Annotated in this window: 12 protein-coding genes and 5 pseudogenes; 11 read left to right on the top strand and 6 right to left on the bottom strand. The window is 59.6% G+C overall.

Annotated features, from left to right (window positions below):
• The 6 genes and pseudogenes from HB777_37430 to HB777_37405 all read left to right on the top strand — a co-directional run bounded on the left by HB777_37430 (position 1) and on the right by HB777_37405 (position 6,585).
• Complete coding sequence (locus HB777_37430; protein QND69394.1) at positions 1-1,353, top strand: MATE family efflux transporter; 1,353 nt, start codon at positions 1-3, stop codon at positions 1,351-1,353.
• A 291-nt stretch (positions 1,354-1,644) separates the two neighbouring features.
• Positions 1,645-2,253 carry a 4'-phosphopantetheinyl transferase superfamily protein gene (locus HB777_37425; GenBank protein QND69393.1) on the top strand — a complete coding sequence of 203 codons (609 nt, stop codon included), beginning with the start codon at positions 1,645-1,647 and terminating at the stop codon, positions 2,251-2,253.
• Positions 2,254-2,349: 96 nt separating this feature from the next.
• Positions 2,350-3,379, top strand: a pseudogene (locus HB777_37420) (IS110 family transposase).
• 325 nt (positions 3,380-3,704) lie between these two features.
• Positions 3,705-3,938, top strand: a pseudogene (locus HB777_37415) (IS5/IS1182 family transposase).
• Positions 3,939-4,082: 144 nt separating this feature from the next.
• Positions 4,083-5,712 (top strand): annotated as a pseudogene (locus HB777_37410) (IS1634 family transposase).
• Positions 5,713-5,805: 93 nt separating this feature from the next.
• Positions 5,806-6,585, top strand: a pseudogene (locus HB777_37405) (IS5 family transposase).
• Here the strand turns inward: HB777_37405 and HB777_37400 are convergent.
• From HB777_37400 to HB777_37390, 3 genes are all read right to left on the bottom strand, one after another.
• Entirely contained in the window at positions 6,489-8,198 is a 1,710-nt protein-coding gene (locus HB777_37400; GenBank protein ID QND69392.1) for an ATP-dependent helicase, read from the bottom strand. The pseudogene HB777_37405 and the gene HB777_37400 sit on opposite strands and share 97 nt — an antisense overlap.
• A gap of 914 nt (positions 8,199-9,112) precedes the next feature.
• The gene (locus HB777_37395; GenBank protein ID QND69391.1) at positions 9,113-9,406 is read right to left on the bottom strand and encodes a type II toxin-antitoxin system RelE/ParE family toxin; all 294 of its coding nucleotides are present in this window, start codon (positions 9,404-9,406) and stop codon (positions 9,113-9,115) included.
• A complete protein-coding gene (locus HB777_37390) occupies positions 9,403-9,648 on the bottom strand; it encodes a ribbon-helix-helix protein, CopG family (protein QND69390.1) in 246 nt (81 codons plus the stop codon). Before HB777_37390 ends, HB777_37395 begins: the two co-directional genes overlap by 4 nt.
• A 523-nt stretch (positions 9,649-10,171) precedes the next feature.
• Between HB777_37390 and HB777_37385 the strand changes: the two genes are divergently transcribed.
• The 4 genes and pseudogenes from HB777_37385 (at position 10,172) to HB777_37370 (ending at position 13,071) form a co-directional block, all read left to right on the top strand.
• Positions 10,172-10,882 carry a hypothetical protein gene (locus tag HB777_37385; protein ID QND69389.1) on the top strand — a complete coding sequence of 237 codons (711 nt, stop codon included), beginning with the start codon at positions 10,172-10,174 and terminating at the stop codon, positions 10,880-10,882.
• Between the two features lie 136 nt (positions 10,883-11,018).
• Positions 11,019-11,513 (top strand): hypothetical protein, encoded by a 495-nt coding sequence (locus HB777_37380; GenBank protein ID QND69388.1) that lies wholly within the window; start codon positions 11,019-11,021, stop codon positions 11,511-11,513.
• On the top strand, positions 11,510-12,400 hold the full coding sequence (locus HB777_37375; protein QND69387.1) for a pantoate--beta-alanine ligase: 891 nt from the start codon (positions 11,510-11,512) through the stop codon (positions 12,398-12,400). The genes HB777_37380 and HB777_37375 overlap by 4 nt, the downstream gene beginning before the upstream one ends.
• Before the next feature lie 74 nt (positions 12,401-12,474).
• Positions 12,475-13,071, top strand: a pseudogene (locus tag HB777_37370) (methyltransferase domain-containing protein).
• A gap of 674 nt (positions 13,072-13,745) precedes the next feature.
• Here HB777_37370 and HB777_37365 read toward each other — a convergent pair.
• From HB777_37365 to HB777_37355, 3 genes are read right to left on the bottom strand one after another with little or no spacing between them, the layout of a single operon-like run.
• Positions 13,746-14,117: a hypothetical protein gene (locus tag HB777_37365; GenBank protein ID QND69386.1), complete on the bottom strand. Its 372-nt coding sequence runs from the start codon at positions 14,115-14,117 to the stop codon at positions 13,746-13,748.
• Positions 14,118-14,175: 58 nt separating this feature from the next.
• Positions 14,176-14,424, bottom strand: coding sequence for a DUF982 domain-containing protein (locus tag HB777_37360; GenBank protein QND69385.1), 249 nt, complete (start codon positions 14,422-14,424; stop codon positions 14,176-14,178).
• Positions 14,425-14,463: 39 nt separating this feature from the next.
• A complete protein-coding gene (locus HB777_37355) occupies positions 14,464-16,113 on the bottom strand; it encodes an MFS transporter (GenBank protein QND69384.1) in 1,650 nt (549 codons plus the stop codon).
• Positions 16,114-16,645: 532 nt separating this feature from the next.
• On the opposite strand from HB777_37355, the gene HB777_37350 reads away from it, so the two are divergent.
• Positions 16,646-19,066, top strand: coding sequence for an EAL domain-containing protein (locus HB777_37350; protein QND69383.1), 2,421 nt, complete (start codon positions 16,646-16,648; stop codon positions 19,064-19,066).
• The last annotated feature ends 326 nt before the right edge of the window (positions 19,067-19,392 follow it).

Below are 19,392 nucleotides of genomic sequence, written 5' to 3'. Positions count from 1 at the left end.
ATGGCAGCACCGGAACAACACATTAATCTGTCGGACGAAAAACTTTCCCGCCTCATCATGCGACTCGCCATTCCTTCGATTATTGGCTTGTCGATCAATGCGCTTCAGCAGTTCGTGAATGCGATCTTTGTTGGCACGCTCGGGGCACAGGCTATCGCCGCCGTCAGCATGACTTTCCCGATCGTTGTCCTCCTCTTGGCAGTCGGACAGGGGCTCGGCGTAGGCACAGCATCATTCGTGTCTAGCCATCTTGGCGCTGACAACTCGCTTGAGGCGAGTCGCGGCGCGAGCTTGGCGCTCGCTCTCGCGGTTCCGATCGGAGTGGGTCTTACTGTCGGTCTGTTTCTGTCTTTGCGCAAGATTCTCGCTATGCTTGGCGCCAGTCCGACAATCATGCCGGCCGCGCTTGAGTACGCATCGACGCTCTTGTTCGGCTACACTCTCATGCTGCTGAACATTGTCAATGGGTTCATCGTAAGGGCCGAGGGCAATACACGATTCAGCATGTGGACCATGATTACGGCTTTCGCGCTGAATACCGTGCTCGATCCTATCTTCATTTTCTTGCTAGATCTGGGCGTTCGAGGAGCGGCGCTTGCGACGCTGTTGTCTCAGATCGCCGCTATCAGCGTCTACATCGCATATTTCCTAAAGAAGTGTGGGATTGTTCGTATCGGAACTTCTTACATTACCTTCAGGGTGGGCCGCATCAAACAGATCGCCGCCATTGGAGCGCCGGCAACTATCACCAGTATTTTGTCTGCCGTTGCATTCATGCTCTTCTACCGTGCTGCTGCACCATTCGGCGACGCTTCCGTTGCCGCTGTGGGTATAGCCGTGCGATTGTCAACGATCGGGGCACTCCCAATTATCGGCTTCTGCATAGGCTCTCAGGCGGTTCTCGGTTTCGGTTGGGGAGCACAGGATTTCGCCCGGGTAGAGAAGGCCGCGAAGTTCATGCTTTTCATAGCCGTCGCATTTTCAGTCAGCTTTTCCGCCGTGGTCCTGATTTTTGCTCGGCCAATGGTTTCGCTTTTCAGCGATAACGAGGATGTAATCGATCTCGCCGTCTCTGCCTGTATTGTTTTCCATCTTTTCTTCGGCCTCTTTGGTGTTCAGTACGTTGCGATCACCCTGCTTCAGTCATTGGGGAGAGTACGCCTCAGTGCCGTCGTTTCCCTTGCCAGGCAAGGCTACCTTTTCATACCCGCCATACTACTGTTTCCAGTCATTTGGGGCTTTAACGGACTGTTGGCCTGCCAGGCAGTTGCTGAGTTGGTGGCGGGGCTGATTGCTCTGTTTGTAATTCGCGGGCAGATCGGCGTTCTTAAAGGAATGCCCTCGCTGAGCTAGGGAATCGGGTCGACGCTGCTGACGTGAAAGGCGATCATTTCGGTTCTGCCCGCAGATCGTGGTTGAAGAGCCAGATCCAATACAGGACCCATCCGTGCATGCTTGACCGGGCGCACGAATGGTCAATCCGGCACGGCGAGGACAAAGGACGGGTGTTGGCCGCAGCGCGACCTGCATGAGCCGGCCAGCAGCGGATCGCGGTCGAGAGAGCGAGGACATTTGGATACGCTGTTCCCCCCAAACGTTGCTGTGCAAACCTGTCGAGCAAGAGATCTCAGCAGTGCCCTGGTGATGGCCGAAGAAGAGAGTGCAATCGCCACTGCGGCCGAGAGCAGAAGGCGTGAATTCTCGATCGGGCGTGCCTGTGCCAGAGCGGCATTGTCCAAGCTCGGCTTTCCTCCCTGCGCGATCCCAAGTGGACCTCACCGTGAGCCGCTTTGGCCACCTGGTGTGGTTGGCAGCATAACACATTGTGCTGGATTCTGTGCCGCCGCCGTCGCTCAGCATGGGGACTACGCTGCGCTTGGAATCGATGCAGAAGTCGACGAGGAGTTGCCATCCGGCGTATTGGAGCTCATTTCGGTTGACGAGGAACGGTATTGGCTGGCCAACGCACCCGGGCGCCTCAATTGGGACCGGTTGCTCTTCAGTGCTAAGGAAAGCATCTTTAAGGCATGGTTCCCGCTCACACGTGAATGGCTAGGCTTCGAGGACGCCGTGGTCACCATCATCCCCGACGATGGCACATTTCATGCTCGCCTCCCCCACACATTCCTGCCGGCCGAAGATCATGCGTGGGAGCTTCGCGGCCGGTTCATCATCTCCAATGGACTGATACTCACTGCAGTCTTCGTTACGGGGCCCCGATCAAAATGGGGCATCATCTTCGGCCGCGCTTGACTCGGCCGCAGCAGGGCGTTGATGGTGTAGACGCCCGCGACGACCGCAGTGTGTGGCAAAGTGGAGTTGTTTAAACCACCATTGGAGATGGGCATCATGAGCGAAGTTCGTACGATCGGTTTGGATTTAGCCAAGAACGTGTTTCAGGTCCACGGGGCTGACGAAACAGGTGCTGTTGTGTTTCGCAAGCAATTGCGGCGCGGGCGGGTTTTGAAATTCTTTGGTGGCCTGCCACGGTGCCTGGTTGCGATGGAAGCCTGCGGAAGCTCGCATTTCTGGGCGCGTGAGATAGGGCATTTGGGACACGAAGTCCGTATGATCCCACCGGCCTACGTGAAGCCCTTTTTGAAGCGGCAGAAGAACGACATGGCTGATGCTGAGGCGATCTGCGAGGCGGCGCAACGACCAACGATGCGCTTTGTTGCCGTGAAGAGCGAAGAAAGACAAGCCGCAGCAGTGGTGTTGCGCACCCGCGATCTGCTGATCCGGCAGCGCACGCAGACCATCAATGCGCTGCGCGGCCACCTTGCGGAATTTGGTGAAGTCGTGCCGCAGGGTTTAAGCTTCGCTTCGAAACTGATTGCGATGATTGAGGATCCGCAAACGGCTCTTCCAGAAACTGCGCGGACTGCTCTGCGGTTTCTGACAGCAAGCTTGTCCCAACTGAATGATCAGATTCGCGTGCTGGATGCACAGATTGTGCGCCGGGCTCGTGAAGATGAGACCGCACGCCGGTTGATGACAGTTCCCGGAATTGGCCCATTGATTGCCACCGCACTGGTGGCTCTGGCGCCATCGCCTGAAACCTTCAAACGTGGGCGGGACTTCGCCGCATGGCTTGGGCTTGTGCCGCGACAACATTCGACAGGCGGCAAACAGCGTCTCGGCTCCACGACGAAGATGGGGGATCGATCTCTGCGGCGGCTCCTGATCATAGGGGCCAATAGCGAGCTTGTGTGGCGCGCCCGCCCGCAAGGGTGCAACACCAGGCACGTGGCTGGCCAAGATGCTGGCGCATAAACCACCGATGCTGGTGAGGGTGGCGCTTGCCAACAAGATGGCGCGAATGATCTGGGCTATCATGGCCAAGGGAGGAATATACAGAGCTCCGGTTGCTGCGGTCTAAAGCCAACGTAACCGAGGGGACGTCGCAGCGAGAGAGGTCATCGGAAGTATGGCGCAACGGTCGTGAGACGGGATCAGGAAAACCAGTGTGCACCAAAGTGTCTCAAGAGCACGCGGCGTTGATTTGGACCTGACCTGCGAACACCATAAGGGCCCGCGGCATGTGTGAAAGCCGCATCACAGGCCGGACACATGTCAGCACCCGACAACGCGCAATGCCAACTAAAGATTCCTCTTGCCAAACGGGCGTCTACACATGGTGCACGGATCTTTTATTGGTGTGGGTTTAGGCAAGCGGTCACCGCAATAGCCTTTGTAGCGTAGCCATGCCTTTCAAACACAATACCAGCGGCCGCCATCATATTGAGAAGATGAAGTTCAGGGTGACGAACTGGCCAGAATATGAGGCAGGACTTCGTCATCGCGGCAGTTTGACCCTGTGGGTGACGCCGGAAGCCCTGTCCAGGTGGCAAGCGCCAAGACGCAAGACACGTGGCGGCCAGCACCGCTATTCTGATCTGGCAATCGAGACCACCTTGGCCCGACTTGAACAGTTGGAGGTGAACGGATGGCGAACGCTGTCCGTTAAGCTATTGAATTCACTCGCCGTGAGTTTTCGGCGCGAAAATGTGTGGTAACAACATTTGATCTGCTAGCCGCATGTTGTATGGATTTTATGGCATTTATTCGCTAACAACGCTGGCATGTTTGTCGTTGAGAGAGTCGCCCGCGGCCACCGCTATCTCTACCTCGTGGAAAGTGTCCGCGACGGCAAAACCGTTCGCCAGCGCACGATAAAGGCGCTGGGCCGCAAGGATGCGCTGGTTGCCAGCGGCGAACTTGACAGATTGGCGGCCTCGATTGCGCGCCATGGCGAACGCAGCCTCATCCTGTCCGACATTGACGCGGGGCGAATTGCCTCTCGCCGCATCGGCGGTCCGCTGTTGTTCGGGCGGCTGTGGGAGCGGCTCGGGATCGGCGAGGTGCTGGAAGAGGTGCTGGAAGGGCGCCAGTTCGGCTTTGCGGTGGAACGGGCGGTGTTCGTTGGCACGCTGCATCGGCTGTTCGTCTCGGGCTCGGACCGCGACTGCGCGAACTGGATGGCCGATTATGGTATCGAGGGCGCCGAGGGTCTGGCGCTCCATCACTTTTACCGGGCCATGGCGTGGCTGGGCGAGGAACTCGGCGAAAAGGCGCAAGGCGCGCTGGTGGCGCGCTGCGTGAAAGACGTGATCGAGGAAAAGCTCTTCGCGCGCCGGCAGGACCTGTTCACCGACCTCAGCCTTGTGTTCATGGACACCACCTCGTTATCCTTCTACGGCGCGGGCGGCGAGACGCTGGGCAAGCGCGGGCATTCCAAGGACTTCCGCCCCGATCTGGCGCAAATGATCCTGGCGCTGGTCGTTGATGCCGAGGGCCGGCCGATCTGCACCGAGATGGTACCCGGCAACACCGCTGACGTGACCGTCCTGTTGCCGGTGGTCGATCGGCTGCGAACGCGCTTCGGCGTCACACGCGCCTGCGTTGTCGCCGATCGCGGCATGATCAGCGCCGATACCATCGCCGCGCTCGAAAAGCTGGGCATGGAATACATTCTGGGGGCCCGCGAACGCTCGAGCAGCGTGATCCACAACGTCGTGCTCAATGACGCGGCACCGATGGTTCCGCTCGTTCTCGAGCGCCAGCGCGGTGAAACTCAGTTGTGGGTCAAAGAGGTCAAGGTCGGTAAAGACCGCTACATCGTCAGCCGCAATGACGCCGAGGCCCGAGAAGGACAAGGCCGACCGCCAGGCGATCATCGCCGGCCTCGAGGCGCAGCTCAAGAAGGGCGACAAGGCACTGGTCGGCAACTCGGCCTACCGGCGTTACCTCAAGGCCAGCGGCAAGAACTTCAAGATCGATGTCGGCAAGCTTGCCGAGGAAGCCCGGTACGACGGCATCACCGTGGTGCGGACCAACGCGAAGGTGACCCCGCTCCAGGCCGTGCTGCGGTATCGCGATTTGCTCGAGGTCGAGAGCCTGTTCCGCGCCGCCAAGGCAACCTTCAATACCCGGCCGATCTTCCACCAATCCGATGCCGCCATCCGCGGGCATGTGTTCTGCTCGTTCCTGGGGCTCGTACTCAGCAAGGAACTGCGCCGCCTCTGCCGGGCCAAAGGCCTGACGCCCGAATGGCAGCCGCTCCTACGCGATCTCGACCGCCTCCAGGAAGCCACCATCGAAAAGGATGGTCGCATCGTCACCACCAGAACCCACGTTACGGGCCAAGTGGGCAACGTCTTCAAGGCAGCTGGCATCGCTCTGCCACACAACCTCGACGAACAACTCGCCTGATATCATCCCCAAAATGTAGTGGTAACACGCGCCGGCGCGCGCCTAACGTGCTGATATAATAACATATTCTTACAGGCGGTGTTTAAGTGGGGCTTGACGCTGGGCCTTGTGTTTGGCCTGCGGCTGCGCCAGGCAGAAGGCTTGCTGGAATCGGTGCTGCAACTGATGGGGCTGGCGCTCGCTGTCCCCGATCATACCACCCTGAGCCGTCGGGCGCGGACATGGCAATCGCCCAACAAACGGCATGATCGCCGGGTTGCGCCGGAGGGACCAGTGCATGTTCTTGTCGACAGCACCGGCCTGCAGGTCTACGGCGCGGGTCAGTGGCTGGAGGAGAAGCACGGCGCCAGATCCCGTCGCAGTTGGCGCAAGCTGCATCTGGCACTGGATGCCGACAGCGGCGAGATCATTGCCCATACCCTGACTGATCAGGACACTGGCGATGTGTCTCAAGTTGAGCCACTGCTCGACCAGATTGGCGGTCCGATCGGACAGTTTACTGCTGACGGCGCCTATGACGGAAAACCGACTTACGACGCAGTCATCGATCACAGCGCTGCCGCCGCAATCGTCATTCCGCCTCGCGTCAACGCGGTCGAACCATTCGACGATAGACCTGCCGGCCAAAGGGACCAGCATATCGCCGCAATCGGCAGAGACGGCCGGATGAAATGGCAGGTCTCCAACGGTTATGGCAAACGCTCGCTGGTCGAGACCGCCATAGGGCGATACAAGTCCACCATCGGGCGGCGTTTGCGGGCACGGTCGCTTCCAGTTCAGCAGACCGAAGTCGCCATCGGCTGCGCCGTCCTCAACCGCATGCTTGCCTGCGCACGCCCGAAATCCGCCCGCCGCAAGGCGGCCACGGCATAGTCTGCCGCTTCAAAGATCGACATCCCCTCAAGTCCGGACCCATGCACCAACGCCTCCTGCCAGTCGACCGGTGGCGCGACAGCGGTCTTAGCCGGCGCCTGCTCCTCATACTTTGCTAGGAGTGCCGAAGCTGGAGGCGGCTCACCCTTGCTGCCCATGATCGGTATCTCGATCGCCTCCTTCGCGCGTGTAACGGCGACGTAGAAAAGCCTTAGTTCCGCAGCGTCCTCCTGCTCTTGTTTGGCCTTTTCCGCGGGAGTCCGTGCTTCGCGGGTCTTCAGGAAGTCGTCCATCAGTCGAACATTTTTCCATTCCCGACCCTTGGCCTTGTGTGCTGTGGAGATGATGATCTCAGCCTGCTCCTCGCTGACGGATTGGTTGATTGCCCACAGCAGGCGCTTCTCGCCCTTGCTCTGCACCAGGTTGACGAACATGGTCAGGTGCTCGCCCTCGGTGGTCTTGGAGAAGTCGACCACCGACTCCCAACTGGTGAAACCGAAGAAATCGGCGACATCGGTTGGACGCCCCTCCTTCAAGTCCCGCACTCCCCACAGCAGCTCCTTGAGGTCCCTGTTGTCGCCAACGAGATGCGGCTTGCGACCCTCATCGAGGCACTGGATTAGCGCCGTCATGACGTTCGCATTGGTCCTGGCAAGGATGGCATTGGGGTTGCAGCTACCGACCCGGCTCCGCATAGCGGGATTGCCGGTCAGCGGAACGCTCTCACCGAGCCGCTGCAGGATGCGGGATGCTTCGCCGGCGATCTCGGGACCGAACCGGAACGACTGGGTCAGGCTAACGATGGCATCAGTCTTGATCGCATCCATCGCGTTCACCGCGCCACGCCATTCGTATATCTGCTGGTAGCGGTCGCCAACGTAGACAAGCTGGGCGTTTTGCCGCCGCAGCACCTCGAGTACGACGGGATTGGTGTCCTGCGCTTCATCTAGAAGGATGTAGTCGGCTGCGATCTGCGGCTTGGATAGCCCCCAAAGCTTCAAGAACCCGTCAAAACCCAGCGGGATCGCATCCTTTGGGTCGCACATGCGGTGCCATACGTGCCTGGCATTGTTGCACGCAAACTCTTTCACTGCCTTGAGAGTATCTTCGCTGGCCGTAAGCAGCGATCCGTGCCGAGGCACGTGCGCGTCAGAGATTTCCTCGTCGCCGCTTTGAGCGAACCGTCTAACTGTTTGCTGGATCAAATAAGCTTGTGACACTGGCTGTAGAGAATGGTCACGGTCAACTCGCCAGGCCTTCTTGAATCCAAGTATCTCAGCGAGTTGCTTCGTGCCGACCTTGCCGGCGAACTTGTCCTTGGTTTTTTTGTAGTCTGAGTGCAGCGATTTCAGCGCTAGGCTGTGGGTGGTGGAGCAATTTACCGTCGGAGGAAATTTCTCACGGGCGTCTCCGACAATCGCCTTGTTAAAGGCGATGTACTGGCCGCGGCTGCGAGTGCCGTGGGCAAGGAACTGCAGCGTCGAGGTCTTGCCGGTGCCCGCATAAGCATTGATGCGGAGCGAGCCACCGGACAGGAAAGCGTCAATTGCCTGTTGCTGCTCCGTCGTGGGTTTACGACCCACGGGCTTCGCCGCCGCTTTCTTGTGCACCACGGCGGCCGCTTCCTAGACGTCTGGGCGCTTCGGTCGAAGAGGTCCGCTTGCTTGACGTTCAATGCGGATTTGGCGCGGACCAGAAGCCTCCCGGCCCGAGCTGTGGTCCTCACTGCAGCTTCACGCGCGATGACTTTGACAGCCTTGGTATCACCACTTGCCGTGGCTTTATCCAGTATCGCCTCAAGCTGGTCGATGCTCAACGAACTATAGGGTCGCTTCATTCCATTTCCCCCCACCCGGCGTGTAGTGCGGCAGACCCGGTCGCAGAAGCTATTGGGCTAGACTAAGAGAATCAGGTCTGGCAGCAGCAGAACCCCATGCGGCGAGGGTGGCGAAGAGAACCTGAACACGCCACCACTCCGGCTGGCCGACCGGTTCGCCGCCTTGAGAGGATGCCGCCGGAGCGGCGAAGCCGCAACGGCCGTTCGTATTACTGCCGGCCGTAACGGGGGAGGGCTTATGGCATTGCCTGAATCTGCTATTTTTGGTCCCCTTTGCAAACGGCATTCCCTCGCCCATACTGAACCGGCGACATTTCCAATGTCCCGTTTCCGCTCCTCGTAGCGATCCCCCGGCACCCGCCTTCCGGCGTGACGGAGGGCCGACACAGGAGAATCCTCAATGTCTATTTCGTCTACCCCCGATAATCTCGACCTCTCCGGCCGCACGGACCTCGCCGCCATGCCGGACGGGCCGAAGGTCGGGACGACCTCTACCTCTTCGGTGGCACGGGCCTTATCGCTCTGCCCGACGGCTTGGATGTCGGCGGACAGATCGTCCGCGACTGATTACGATAAGCCCCCGGTTCACGCCAGGGGCTTATCGTTGCGTAATTCAAGAATGGCGGAAGCGCCCCAAAATCATCAATACGATTCTGGCGTGACGGCCGGAAATTTGCTGGTGCAGCGACTTTACAGGGCCTGCGGCCACTGTTGGGCGGCGTGCATGACAGTCAGGATTTCGACAGTCTCGCCATTGACGTGATAGGGGATGATATAGGGTATATCAGCCAAAACGAGCTCCCGCGTCGTCTTGATGCGTCCGATGCGACCCATGGCCGGTTGCTCGGCCAGGTGCTCGGCCGCTGACACAATGCGCGCTACGACACGGCCGGCGGCATCGGAGCTGTCTTTCTCGATGTGGGCGCCGATTTCGTCAAGCCGCCGCAACGCCCGCTGGGTCCAGCGGATTCTTTTACGGCTCATGATTGGCGGGCGGACTTGACGTATTTTCCGACCACGGCAGCTACATCATGGTCACTTGCGAATTCGCCGCGCTGGGCCTCGGCCAACCCGGCCTCTATTTCAGCCAGCTGCCACTCTTCCCGGGCCACGAAGTCCTCAATGGCCTGTGCGGCCACATAGGAGCGTGAGCGGTCAAGCTTTTCGGCGAGTTGGTCCAGCCTGTCTGCGGTTTCGTCCGGCACACGGACGGTGAAGGCGGTCATGGGGGGTATAACTTTCGTTGGTTCACTATGATTATTGTTGAACCAAGCTGGTTCGTCAAGTCTGTGATTAGCTTGAATCTCGAACGATAATCAATTCCGTTGGCCTGCATCGAGCCCTTGGTATCGACGTGAAAACTGCCCGCATGTCGGTTTCCGGACCACCTCGGCGTGGGACGGCTTGTCGACTACTTAGCGAGCAGCATTTCCAAGCTGCTTGAGCCTTGAGACAAAAAAGCGCCCCTGCGCAACAAGACGATTCTCGGGGGACGAAACGCTTTCACACGGTAGGGGTCGTTCGAATCCTGTACCGCCCACCATATTTTTCAATAATTTACGCAATCCAATCTCGTTAAATTTCTTTCATGTAACTTTCATGTAGCCGAGACACGCCAGTCTACCAAAGTCGGTTGATCTACCGCGCCGCAGGGGCTTTGGTGGTGGTAGTATAAAGACTCAACGATATGATTATGTGAGAGGGTTCGGGTAATTGGGGCAGATCGCGTACAACGCGGCGATAGGGGACATGACCGAAGCGTTCTCGGCCTCGGATGCCGCTTGGCTGAGTATTTGCAATGCGCCGCTCGGGACATGGCGAATGCCGCGCACGGCCTGGCCGGCGGTGCCCAAAACGTCAATCCGGGGTCTACGATTCTTCGCGCACGCACCTGGATTTACAGGTCAGCTTCCTGGCCCGGAGAGCTACGCACACACCCGCCTGAAGATTGATGTGGTCAAGGCTGCGCGGGCAATGGGCTTTCGGGCGGAGCTTGAGGCCTGGGGGACAGACGGAGCAGGCGCCGAATGGATAGCAGACGTGCTGGTGTTTCTGGCTGACGGCAGGCGGGTCGCATTCGAGGTTCAACTCTCAAGCCAGCACTTGGACGATTTCCTAACCAGGACGGAGCGCTATCGGCGCTCTGGTGTCACGTGTTGTTGGATCATGTCTGAGAGGCCCGTCGCGTGGCGTCTGACAAAGGCCCTCAGTTACAAAAATAGCCAGTACCGCCGGGAGACTGGCGAGGTCTTATGCGATTGCGAGGAGTTAGTGCCATTTGCAATAGAACTCGCGGGAAAGGACGCTTACCCCGATGTTTTGCCACCGGTCAGATTCGGCAGAGGCCGGCACATAAAGCGGATGGCGCTGACGGAGGCCGTCGCCGGCATGCTGCACGGATTTCCTAGCTGGCAGCTGCCTGACTGGCATTGGAAAGCGTCTCAAGTATCGGTTGATTGATGCTCGGTCCATACCGAGGGACCTAGCCCGAAAAATTCAGGGTGGTTGGCGGATGTGGCGCAAGCCGTTGAAATGACGTAGGATTTGGTTGCTAAAGCCGATCCGAATCATTTCCCGGAGACGACACCCGCCATGAATGATCTACCTGCCGCTGAGCGGTTTGTCATCAGTGGGCGGCAAATCCGTCATCGCTCGTTTTGACGGCGGCATGCTGTCGTCGAACAGCGGTGTTCTGGCTCTGGCCGAGGTGGAAAAACGACTGCGGGTGGCCGACCGTCTGGCGCGTTGCATCGATGATCCGCGCTGCCCGGACCAGGTCGTCCACAGCCTGGCGGACATGATCGGCTTTCGCATGAAGATGATCGCCGCCATCACCGCAGAGGTGGCGATCCCGACGATCGGTATCGGCGCCTCGGCAGCCTGTGACGGACAGATTCTCGTCGTCGACGACATGTTGGGCACCTTCGGCGACTTCCGGCCCAAATTCGTCAAGCGCTGTGCCGAACTCGGTGAGATCGCCGGGGAGGCGATCGCGGCCTATGCGCAGGAAGTGCGCGACCGCCGCTTTCCGGGATCCGACCATGTCTTCGGCGATGCGCCAAGGTCCGTGAATGGAGAAGAAGCCGGATGATCATTCCGATCGCACGAACCGTCGCCGAGTTGCGCATGGCTGTGGCCGGATGGCGTCAGAAGGGCCTGAAGGTCGCTGTCGTGCCGACTATAGGTGCCTTGCATGAAGGCCATCTGAGCTTGGTGCGAACCGCGCTCGCCAAGGCCGACCGGGTTATCGTGACGCTCTTCGTCAACCCGAAACAGTTTAACAGCGCGGCCGATCTCGCGGCCTATCCGCGCACTGAGCATGACGATGCCGCCAAGCTTGCGCCGCTTGGCGCTCATCTGCTCTACGCGCCAAATGCAGCGGACGTGTATCCGGAAGGTTTCGCCACTACGATCTCGGTGAGTGGGGTGAGCAGGGGCCTGTGCGGCGCGTTCCGTCCCGGCCATTTCGACGGCGTGGCAACCGTCGTCGCCAAGCTCTTTCTCCAGACGCGTGCTGATCTCGCCTTCTTCGGCGAGAAGGATTTCCAGCAACTGCACGTGGTTCGCCGGCTCGTCCGCGATCTCGAGATTCCGATCGAGATTGTAGCATGTCCAACGGTACGTGAAGCCGACGGCTTGGCGATGTCGTCGCGCAATGTCAGGCTCTCGGCCGAACAGCGCTTGGCAGCGCCAAGGCTCGCCGAAGTCCTCTCCACCTCGGCCGGGCGATTGTCGGCGGGAGCGCCGGCGGAGCTTGTGCTTGCCGAGGCCAGGCAAGCGATCCGCGCTGCCGGTTACGACGAAGTCGAGTATCTCGAGCTGAGAGCAGACCAGGACCTGTCGCCGCTTTCCGCCGCGGACCGACCGGCCCGCCTGATCGTCGCCGCCTGGCTCGGCGGGACGCGGCTTATCGATAACGTCGGCGTTCTGCCCGGGCAGCGCAAAGGCGAGCTGCTCGCGGCAGCTAATGCCGCATGATTGAGCAGCCGCAAGGCTTGGACAAACGTGCGTCGTCAAAATGACCCAGACAAATAGCGTAGCAGGGAGTGGATATGGTCTTTCGATTGAAGGAGCTCCTCGCCAGGAAGTTCGAAGAAGAAGTGCAATTCTTCAAGGGCTGGCAGAAGGACAGGAAACGAGTGGGCGCGCTGATGCCAACGTCCGTTCATGCCGCGCGTCGTATGGCAAGCGTTATCAATCCGGCATCCGGATTGCCGGTTCTTGAGCTGGGCGCAGGAACTGGCGTCATCACCAAGGCAATCCTGGAAAGGGGCATCAAGCCGCATCAGCTGGTTTCGGTCGAATAATCCAAGGATTTCTATCATCGTCTCACACGACGCTTTCCAGGGGTGGATTTTCGATTGGGCGATGCGTTCGCGCTGGAGGAAGTGCTGGCCGAGCGGCGCGGGGAGCAATTCGACTGTGTGATAAGTGCGGTGCCGTTGCTGAGTTTTCCGATGGAACAGCGCATTGCATTGCTTGAGGATTTGCTTGCCCGAATTCCTCGCGGGAGACCTGTCATTCAGATCACCTACGGACCTTTGTCGCCGGTGATCAAAATGCCCGACCGCTACGTCGTGTCTCACTATGATTTCGTCGTCCGCAACATCCCGCCCGCACAGCTCTGGACTTACCGACGAGCAGTCTGAGCCGCAGCACGCGCGGAAAGTGGCGGCATTCTGCAAAATCCTGCTGAAGGACACGACGGTGATCGTCACGAAATTCGCATCGATTGCGCTTTTGTAGCCGCCTCCGCTTGCGGAGGCGGCTATGCCTTTTAGCGCACACTCATTTGCTGCGGATTTCGCCCTGCGGACAATTGACAGCGAAGCCACCGCGGCCGCGAAAATCTCGCGACGGCGCTTCGATGCCGGGACCGGCCTGCCATTTTTGAGAGGTGATCCGTGCAGGTGCCTGACGCAAACCATGCAATCCCGTCCCTGACCATATCATAGCCATCGCCCTCTTTCAGCTGCCCAGGCCTCCTGACAGCCGGATCAATGATGACGATCCCCCTGGAGAATATTCTTCTTTGAAGAGCGGACGGTCTGCGCCGTCCTATGCCTCAGCTTGTACGATGGCCTCCTGGCCTTCCGTGCCACGCCAGTGAGGTTCGGTCACTCTACCGTGCAATGGCGTTCGGAAATACGACAGGCGAACCACAATAGTCATGTTTAGGCTGAAGACTTTTCAGCGGACCGTGAAAAAAGGAAACGCGAGTTCTTCCGCTCCTTCAGAGGCCCCTCGAACTCGCTTTCTTTGGAGAAGGGAGATCGCTCGTCAGACGCTCCCATGTGGTGGTCGGCAAACCGCCGCAAAACGGTCACTCGCTGTTTTCGGCTGCATGTTTCCGGAGCTTCTCGAACACGAACAGCTTGCCTTCGCGCACGCTATCTTGAAGCGATCTCGCATTGGCCAGATGCGCCGCAATCGCGCTGGCAAGCATGCAACCCGTCCCGCGCATCGATGAGATCAGGCGCGGTGTGTCGAAGCGGATTGGTTCTTGATCGAAGCGCAACAGAACATCGGTTGATCGATGTCCCGATGCGTGCCGCCCTTGATCAGCAGGACCTGCGGCCCGGCGGCCAGCGGCGCGTTCACCCTGGAGATCGGATACCACCTGATTTCGGGCGAAGACTTTACGCTGCTTGCCGGCGTTGCTGAAGACGTAGACCGGTGCATTCTTGTCAGCCAAAGCGGCTCTTTACATATTTTCTCGCCGCTTCGGTCAGCGTCGAACGATTTTTGACCTGTCAATCGCCGCGTAGGATATTTGCTTCGCGCGCGGCCGCGACGAAGGCTCTTCGGGCGGCGGGTGGATGAGCCTTACCCCGTAGTGCCTTCAAACAGGCGTCCATCGCTGCCCTGCGCTTCTCCGTCTGACGACCAGAAACCTGCAGCAAGATGGCGGCCGCATCATTGACATCGAATACGGCACGTTCTGGGCTGTGGCGGCCAATCTGGACCACGACTTGCCTCTCAAATCTCACCAAACCGGTCATCTCGCTGTCCCCCAAGCTCTACCAACCCAAAGCCGGCGATCACAGCCGGAAGAAAAATCGCGTCGACTGATCCCGCCTGCGGGTTGCCACGGTCGGTCGTTCAATCGAGAGCTTGGTACGAGGCGGATTTGCCATGTTCAATTCGAGCAGATGTTGGTCCAACGCTTTGTCCGCCGCCGTGAGGCGATGGTTCAGGCGCAGATAGTCCATCCAGGTCGGCGTGCGGAAGGTTTCTGTCCAAAGCGAAGGATCTTGAAGATCGCGTTGGAGATTCCAGTGCCGAGCACCGACACGGCTTTGCACTCGCCGTCGTTCCTGCATCCGGTCCAGGAAAGCTTCGACGTTCGCCTCCGGTATTGAGTACTCGATCTTGACGACGATTGGCCCGCTTCTCGGCTTCAGGTCGAGAGCGAGCTGTGGCGTTTCGAAGCCAAAAGGATCCTGATCAGAGTCTTGCCATTGACGGATAGGCATCAGGAAGCCGGTGGCCGCGACCACTACGAGCGCGCCAGCGGAAACCTCGAGGGCTAAGGTAAGCGAATAGTTCTCAGCCACTGTGCCCCACAGCCAACTGCCGGCTGCGATACCGCCCGACGAAAGGGCATAGTAGATCGAGAGCGTGCGACCAACGACCCACCTTGGGCTTGCCAATTGGACACTCACGTCAAGCCCCGTCCAGGTGACGACCCAGCCCCCTCCGCCGAGCGCCAGCGCAATAGCCGCCACCGCCACTGAAGTAGTGAGAGCAAGAGATAGACAGCACGCCGCACAGGCAATGCATGCCAGTGTTGTAAGCCGCTCCTGGGATAGCGACCGCCTCAAGACATTGTTGCAAATGCCGACGCACAAGGCGCCCGTCCCGAAGCCGGCCATCAGGATACCATAAACGATTGGTCCTCCCCCTAGTTGATCGCGGGCAACGAGAGGCAGCAGCGCGAGTATGGAGATGCTGGTCAGGCCAAAAAGCGCTCCACGCGCGATTGCCGCCTTGATCTCCGCCGACAGGGCCGTGAAGCGCGCTCCGTCATGGATGGCGGTGGTCAAAGGCTCGCGCGGGAGAGGTGAGGTGCGAACATCCCATTTGCGGCGCCCTAGGGTCCACAGCAGCGCTACATAGGTCAGTGTCGCCACAGCGAAAGCTGTCAGAGGTCCAAAGGAGGCAACGACGATGCCACCGAGCGCCGGGCCGACGCTTCGAATGGCGTTGTATCCAACCGAGATGAGCGTGACCGCGGCTGGGACTTCGCGTTTTCGTAAGATATCGCCCACCGACGCGTGCCAAGCAGGATCGGTGAAAGCGGCACCCGCTCCGGCCAAACAGCTGAATGCGAGAACCATCCATGGAATGAAAATCCCGAGGGCCGCAAGAACAGTCAGCATCGCCGAGGATAACGCTATCATGCACCAGCCAGCGAACATGAGATTGCGGCGGCTGTAATTGTCCGCCAGGGCCCCGGCGATGATCGACAGGACGAATATGGGGAGTGTCGTCGAAGCCTGAACCAAGGCGACCATCACGTCCGAAGTCGAGATGGTCGCCATCAGCCAACTGATGGCGACAGTTTGAATTAGCCAGCCAAGGCTGGCGACCTGGGTGCCAAGCCAGATCGATCGAAAGGTCGCATTCTCGAGCGGCGCAAATGTCGCCGACGAAGCTGGACTCGCATCTGCGCGCGGCACCCTGCTCATTGGGTTGAGCCCTCCCTCGGTCTATCGGTCGTTTTAGAGGTGCCCTCCCGGCGCACGTGCCCATGGAGGAATGGCACCATGAGCGCATTTTGTCGGGGCAGCGCAAGATATTTCTTTACCGCTGGCACTCTGGCGCAAGCGATTACTTCATCTGGAATTGCCACCAACGCGCTTTCATGATTGGTGGGTCTATGTCACGTCCTCGCGAAAAGAATTTCCCGGACTACGCATACCTGCCTGGCAAACATCCACATCCGGTTCGCGACCCCTTGGGTCACAGTTATCAAAGCGACCCGGTGACCGTTGTTGCGGTCGAGGAATCACTCGTGAGTCTTGGCCCTAAGCCTACAATCAGGCGTTCCCATATATGGCGCGACCGGCCCGCCCCATTCTGCAGCGAGCCAGGGCCATAGGGTTCTTTCACGACCTTCGGTAACGATGATCAAAGCGGATTTTCCGCTTAAGCGCTTTATTCAAGTTTTGGCCGTAGATTTCTCCCCAAGCGGGTGATCGTCCTGCGTGGGGGAAGAGCATGTTGAAAGTCTACACTTGCATTGCGACGCAGCATGATCTGCGTCTGGTCGCGCTAGCGGCCTTGATCTGCGCCCTGGCCTCCTTCACGGCCGTGAACCTCCTCCACCATGTCGGGCGCAGTGAAAGCGAAATGCGACGGATCTGGCTAGCCATCGCCGCGGTCGCCACCGGCTTCGGCATCTGGGCGACGCATTTCATAGCCATGTTGGCCTTCCAGCCCGCCGTACCGAGCGGCTACAACATCGCTTTGACGATCATGTCGTTGCTGGCCGCGATCGCTTTGACCGGGACGGGTCTCACGATCAGTACCTCGCCACGCGTTCCACATGGACGCTGGATCGGCGGTGCGATCGTGGGAGGCGGCATCGCGGTGATGCACTACACTGGCATGGCCGCATTCGAGATCGCGGGCCGCGTCGTCTGGGATGTGCCGCTCGTCGCCGCCTCAATCATTCTTGGTGGGCTGTTCGGCGCGGCCGCATTGCCGGTTGCCCTTCACGCCAACACGGTCAAGTGGAAGGCGCTCGGCGCCCTCGTGCTGACGGTAGCGATTTGCAGCCACCATTTCACGGCGATGGGCGCGGCCGCAATCATGCCAGACCCGCGCATTGTCATTTCCGCAACGGCGTTGCCCGCGGACTGGATGGCCGCTGGCGTAGCCCTCGTTTCGATCGTCATCATCCTTTTGGCCATCATCGGCCTCGCCCTCGATGTGCGCGATCTCCGTCGCGCCGGCGAAGCAGCGCGCATGCAGGAGCTGGCCGACGCGGCCGTCGAGGGGCTGATCGTGTGCAACGAAACCGAGATCGTGGCAGCCAATCGCAGTTTCGCCGCGCTTGCCTGCGTCGACGGCTCTCAGCCGGCCGGCCGCCCGCTCGCGTCCTTCTTTCCCACGGTTTCCCAAGGCGAGCTCTCGGGCACTACGCAAACGCCGCTGGAGGTGGGACTATGCGCGACGGACGGCAGCACGGTCCCGGTTGAGCTGATCCGGCACAGCATCCTCTATGCCGGCAAGCAACACCAGGTTCTTGCCGTGCGCGATATCCGCGGGCGCAAGCGGGCGGAGGAAGAGATTCATTTCCTTGCCCACCACGATCCCTTGACCAAGCTTCCAAACCGCACGAGCTTTAACGAAAAGCTGGAGGCCGAGTTTACGACGCATCGCGGCGCTGAGCGGTGCCTTGCCGTCCTCTTCCTCGACCTCGACCGCTTCAAGGAGATCAACGACCTCTTCGGCCATCTCGTCGGAGACGCCGTGCTGCAGTGTGTGGCCGAGAAGATCAGGGGCGTCCTTAAGCCAGGGCAGATGGTTGCGCGCTTGGGCGGCGACGAGTTCGCTGTGATTGTTCCCGGTCTGCCGAGCGCGGGCTATGCGACGCGCACTGCTGAAGCCATCCTGGACGCACTCAACGACACAGGCGCTAACCTGCCCGCCGGTGTCACCATCGGCACCAGCATAGGCATCGCTGTATTCCCGAACGATGCACCCGATCGGGAGACCCTTCTGAGCCATGCCGACGCTGCGCTTTATGAGGCCAAGATGCAGGGCCGTGGCCTTTATTGCGTTTTCGAGCCGTCCATGGGTGAGCACCTGCGCGATCGCCGCCAGTTCGAGCACGACATCCGTCACGCGATCTCGCGCAAGGAACTCCGCCTCGTCTATCAACCGCAGGCGGAACTCCTGTCCAACAAGGTCTTCGGTTTCGAAGCGCTGCTCCGGTGGGATCATCCGGAACGCGGCGCCGTTCCGCCGGCCGTGTTCATCCCGATCGCGGAAGAGTGTGGCGCCATTCTGAAGATCGGTGAATGGGTGCTGCGGACCGCCTGCGCCGAAGCGGCAAGCTGGCAACAACCGCTAGCAATCAGCGTCAACGTTTCGGCCATGCAACTCCACGGCGGGAATTTGCCCGAGCTGGTCGGGGCAGTGCTGAAAGAAACCGGTCTCGATCCGTTCCGCCTCGAGCTGGAGATTACCGAAACTTGCCTGATCAAGGATATCGGGCGGGCGCTCTCTGCCCTGCGTCAGCTCAAAAGCCTTGGGGTTCAAATCGCCATGGATGATTTTGGCACCGGATACTCGTCGCTATCGAATCTGCGGGCATTCCCGTTTGATAAGATCAAAGTCGACCAGTCTCTAGTCCGGGCGGTGGATACCAGTGATGAGGCGGCTGCCGTCATGCGTGCGGTCTTTGGCCTCGCTCGGGGCCTCAAGCTCCCGGTCCTGGCAGAGGGCGTCGAAACGGACGCGGAGCTGACCTTCCTGCGGCAAGAAGCCTGCGATGCGATCCAGGGTTACCTACTTGGCCGACCCTGCCCGATTTCCGACTTCGCTCAGCATACGAGCGGCAAAGGCCGGACGCCCGCTTCCCGACGGCTGAGCAACCACGAACTGCGCGTGGTCAAGAACAGCGCGGCCTAGTGCGGAAGCGGGTCGCACGTTCGTGGTAATACTCGCGAGCGTTCGTAGATGGTGCAGTGTTACGCAGGTCAACCGCTATGCCGAGATGGCGGCGCAATACGGCAGCGAGGTCCTAAGGGAGCATCGCGTTTCGCTATCTTCGAATTAGGGAGCCCTTGGCTTCCCAACTGAGCTGTCCAAATTTTGCGGTTGAAATTTACTTTTTTCCGAATTGTTCTGTGCTAGGGAACAAACACGCAGCTACTACTCTAGCCCGTCTTATGCACGACGTTGCGTCTGAGAGGTTGGCGGATGTAGCCTAAGCGATTGATTTAGCGTAGGATTCG

This window comes from Mesorhizobium loti, assembly GCA_014189435.1.
Lineage (GTDB): Bacteria > Pseudomonadota > Alphaproteobacteria > Rhizobiales > Rhizobiaceae > Mesorhizobium > Mesorhizobium loti_G.
Note: the sequence above shows the minus strand (reverse complement) of the source record. Positions and strands in the feature narration are given on the sequence as shown.

Bases quoted from the DNA above. Each gene is read 5' to 3' on its own strand.
- HB777_37430 (QND69394.1), top strand. From the start codon at position 1: ATGGCAGCACCGGAACAACACATTAATCTGTCGGACGAAAAACTTTCC.
- HB777_37425 (QND69393.1), top strand. From the start codon at position 1,645: ATGGCCGAAGAAGAGAGTGCAATCGCCACTGCGGCCGAGAGCAGAAGG.
- HB777_37395 (QND69391.1), bottom strand. From the start codon at position 9,406: ATGAGCCGTAAAAGAATCCGCTGGACCCAGCGGGCGTTGCGGCGGCTT.
- HB777_37390 (QND69390.1), bottom strand. From the start codon at position 9,648: ATGACCGCCTTCACCGTCCGTGTGCCGGACGAAACCGCAGACAGGCTG.
- HB777_37385 (QND69389.1), top strand. From the start codon at position 10,172: ATGACCGAAGCGTTCTCGGCCTCGGATGCCGCTTGGCTGAGTATTTGC.
- HB777_37380 (QND69388.1), top strand. From the start codon at position 11,019: ATGATCTACCTGCCGCTGAGCGGTTTGTCATCAGTGGGCGGCAAATCC.
- HB777_37375 (QND69387.1), top strand. From the start codon at position 11,510: ATGATCATTCCGATCGCACGAACCGTCGCCGAGTTGCGCATGGCTGTG.
- HB777_37360 (QND69385.1), bottom strand. From the start codon at position 14,424: ATGACCGGTTTGGTGAGATTTGAGAGGCAAGTCGTGGTCCAGATTGGC.
- HB777_37355 (QND69384.1), bottom strand. From the start codon at position 16,113: ATGAGCAGGGTGCCGCGCGCAGATGCGAGTCCAGCTTCGTCGGCGACA.
- HB777_37350 (QND69383.1), top strand. From the start codon at position 16,646: ATGTTGAAAGTCTACACTTGCATTGCGACGCAGCATGATCTGCGTCTG.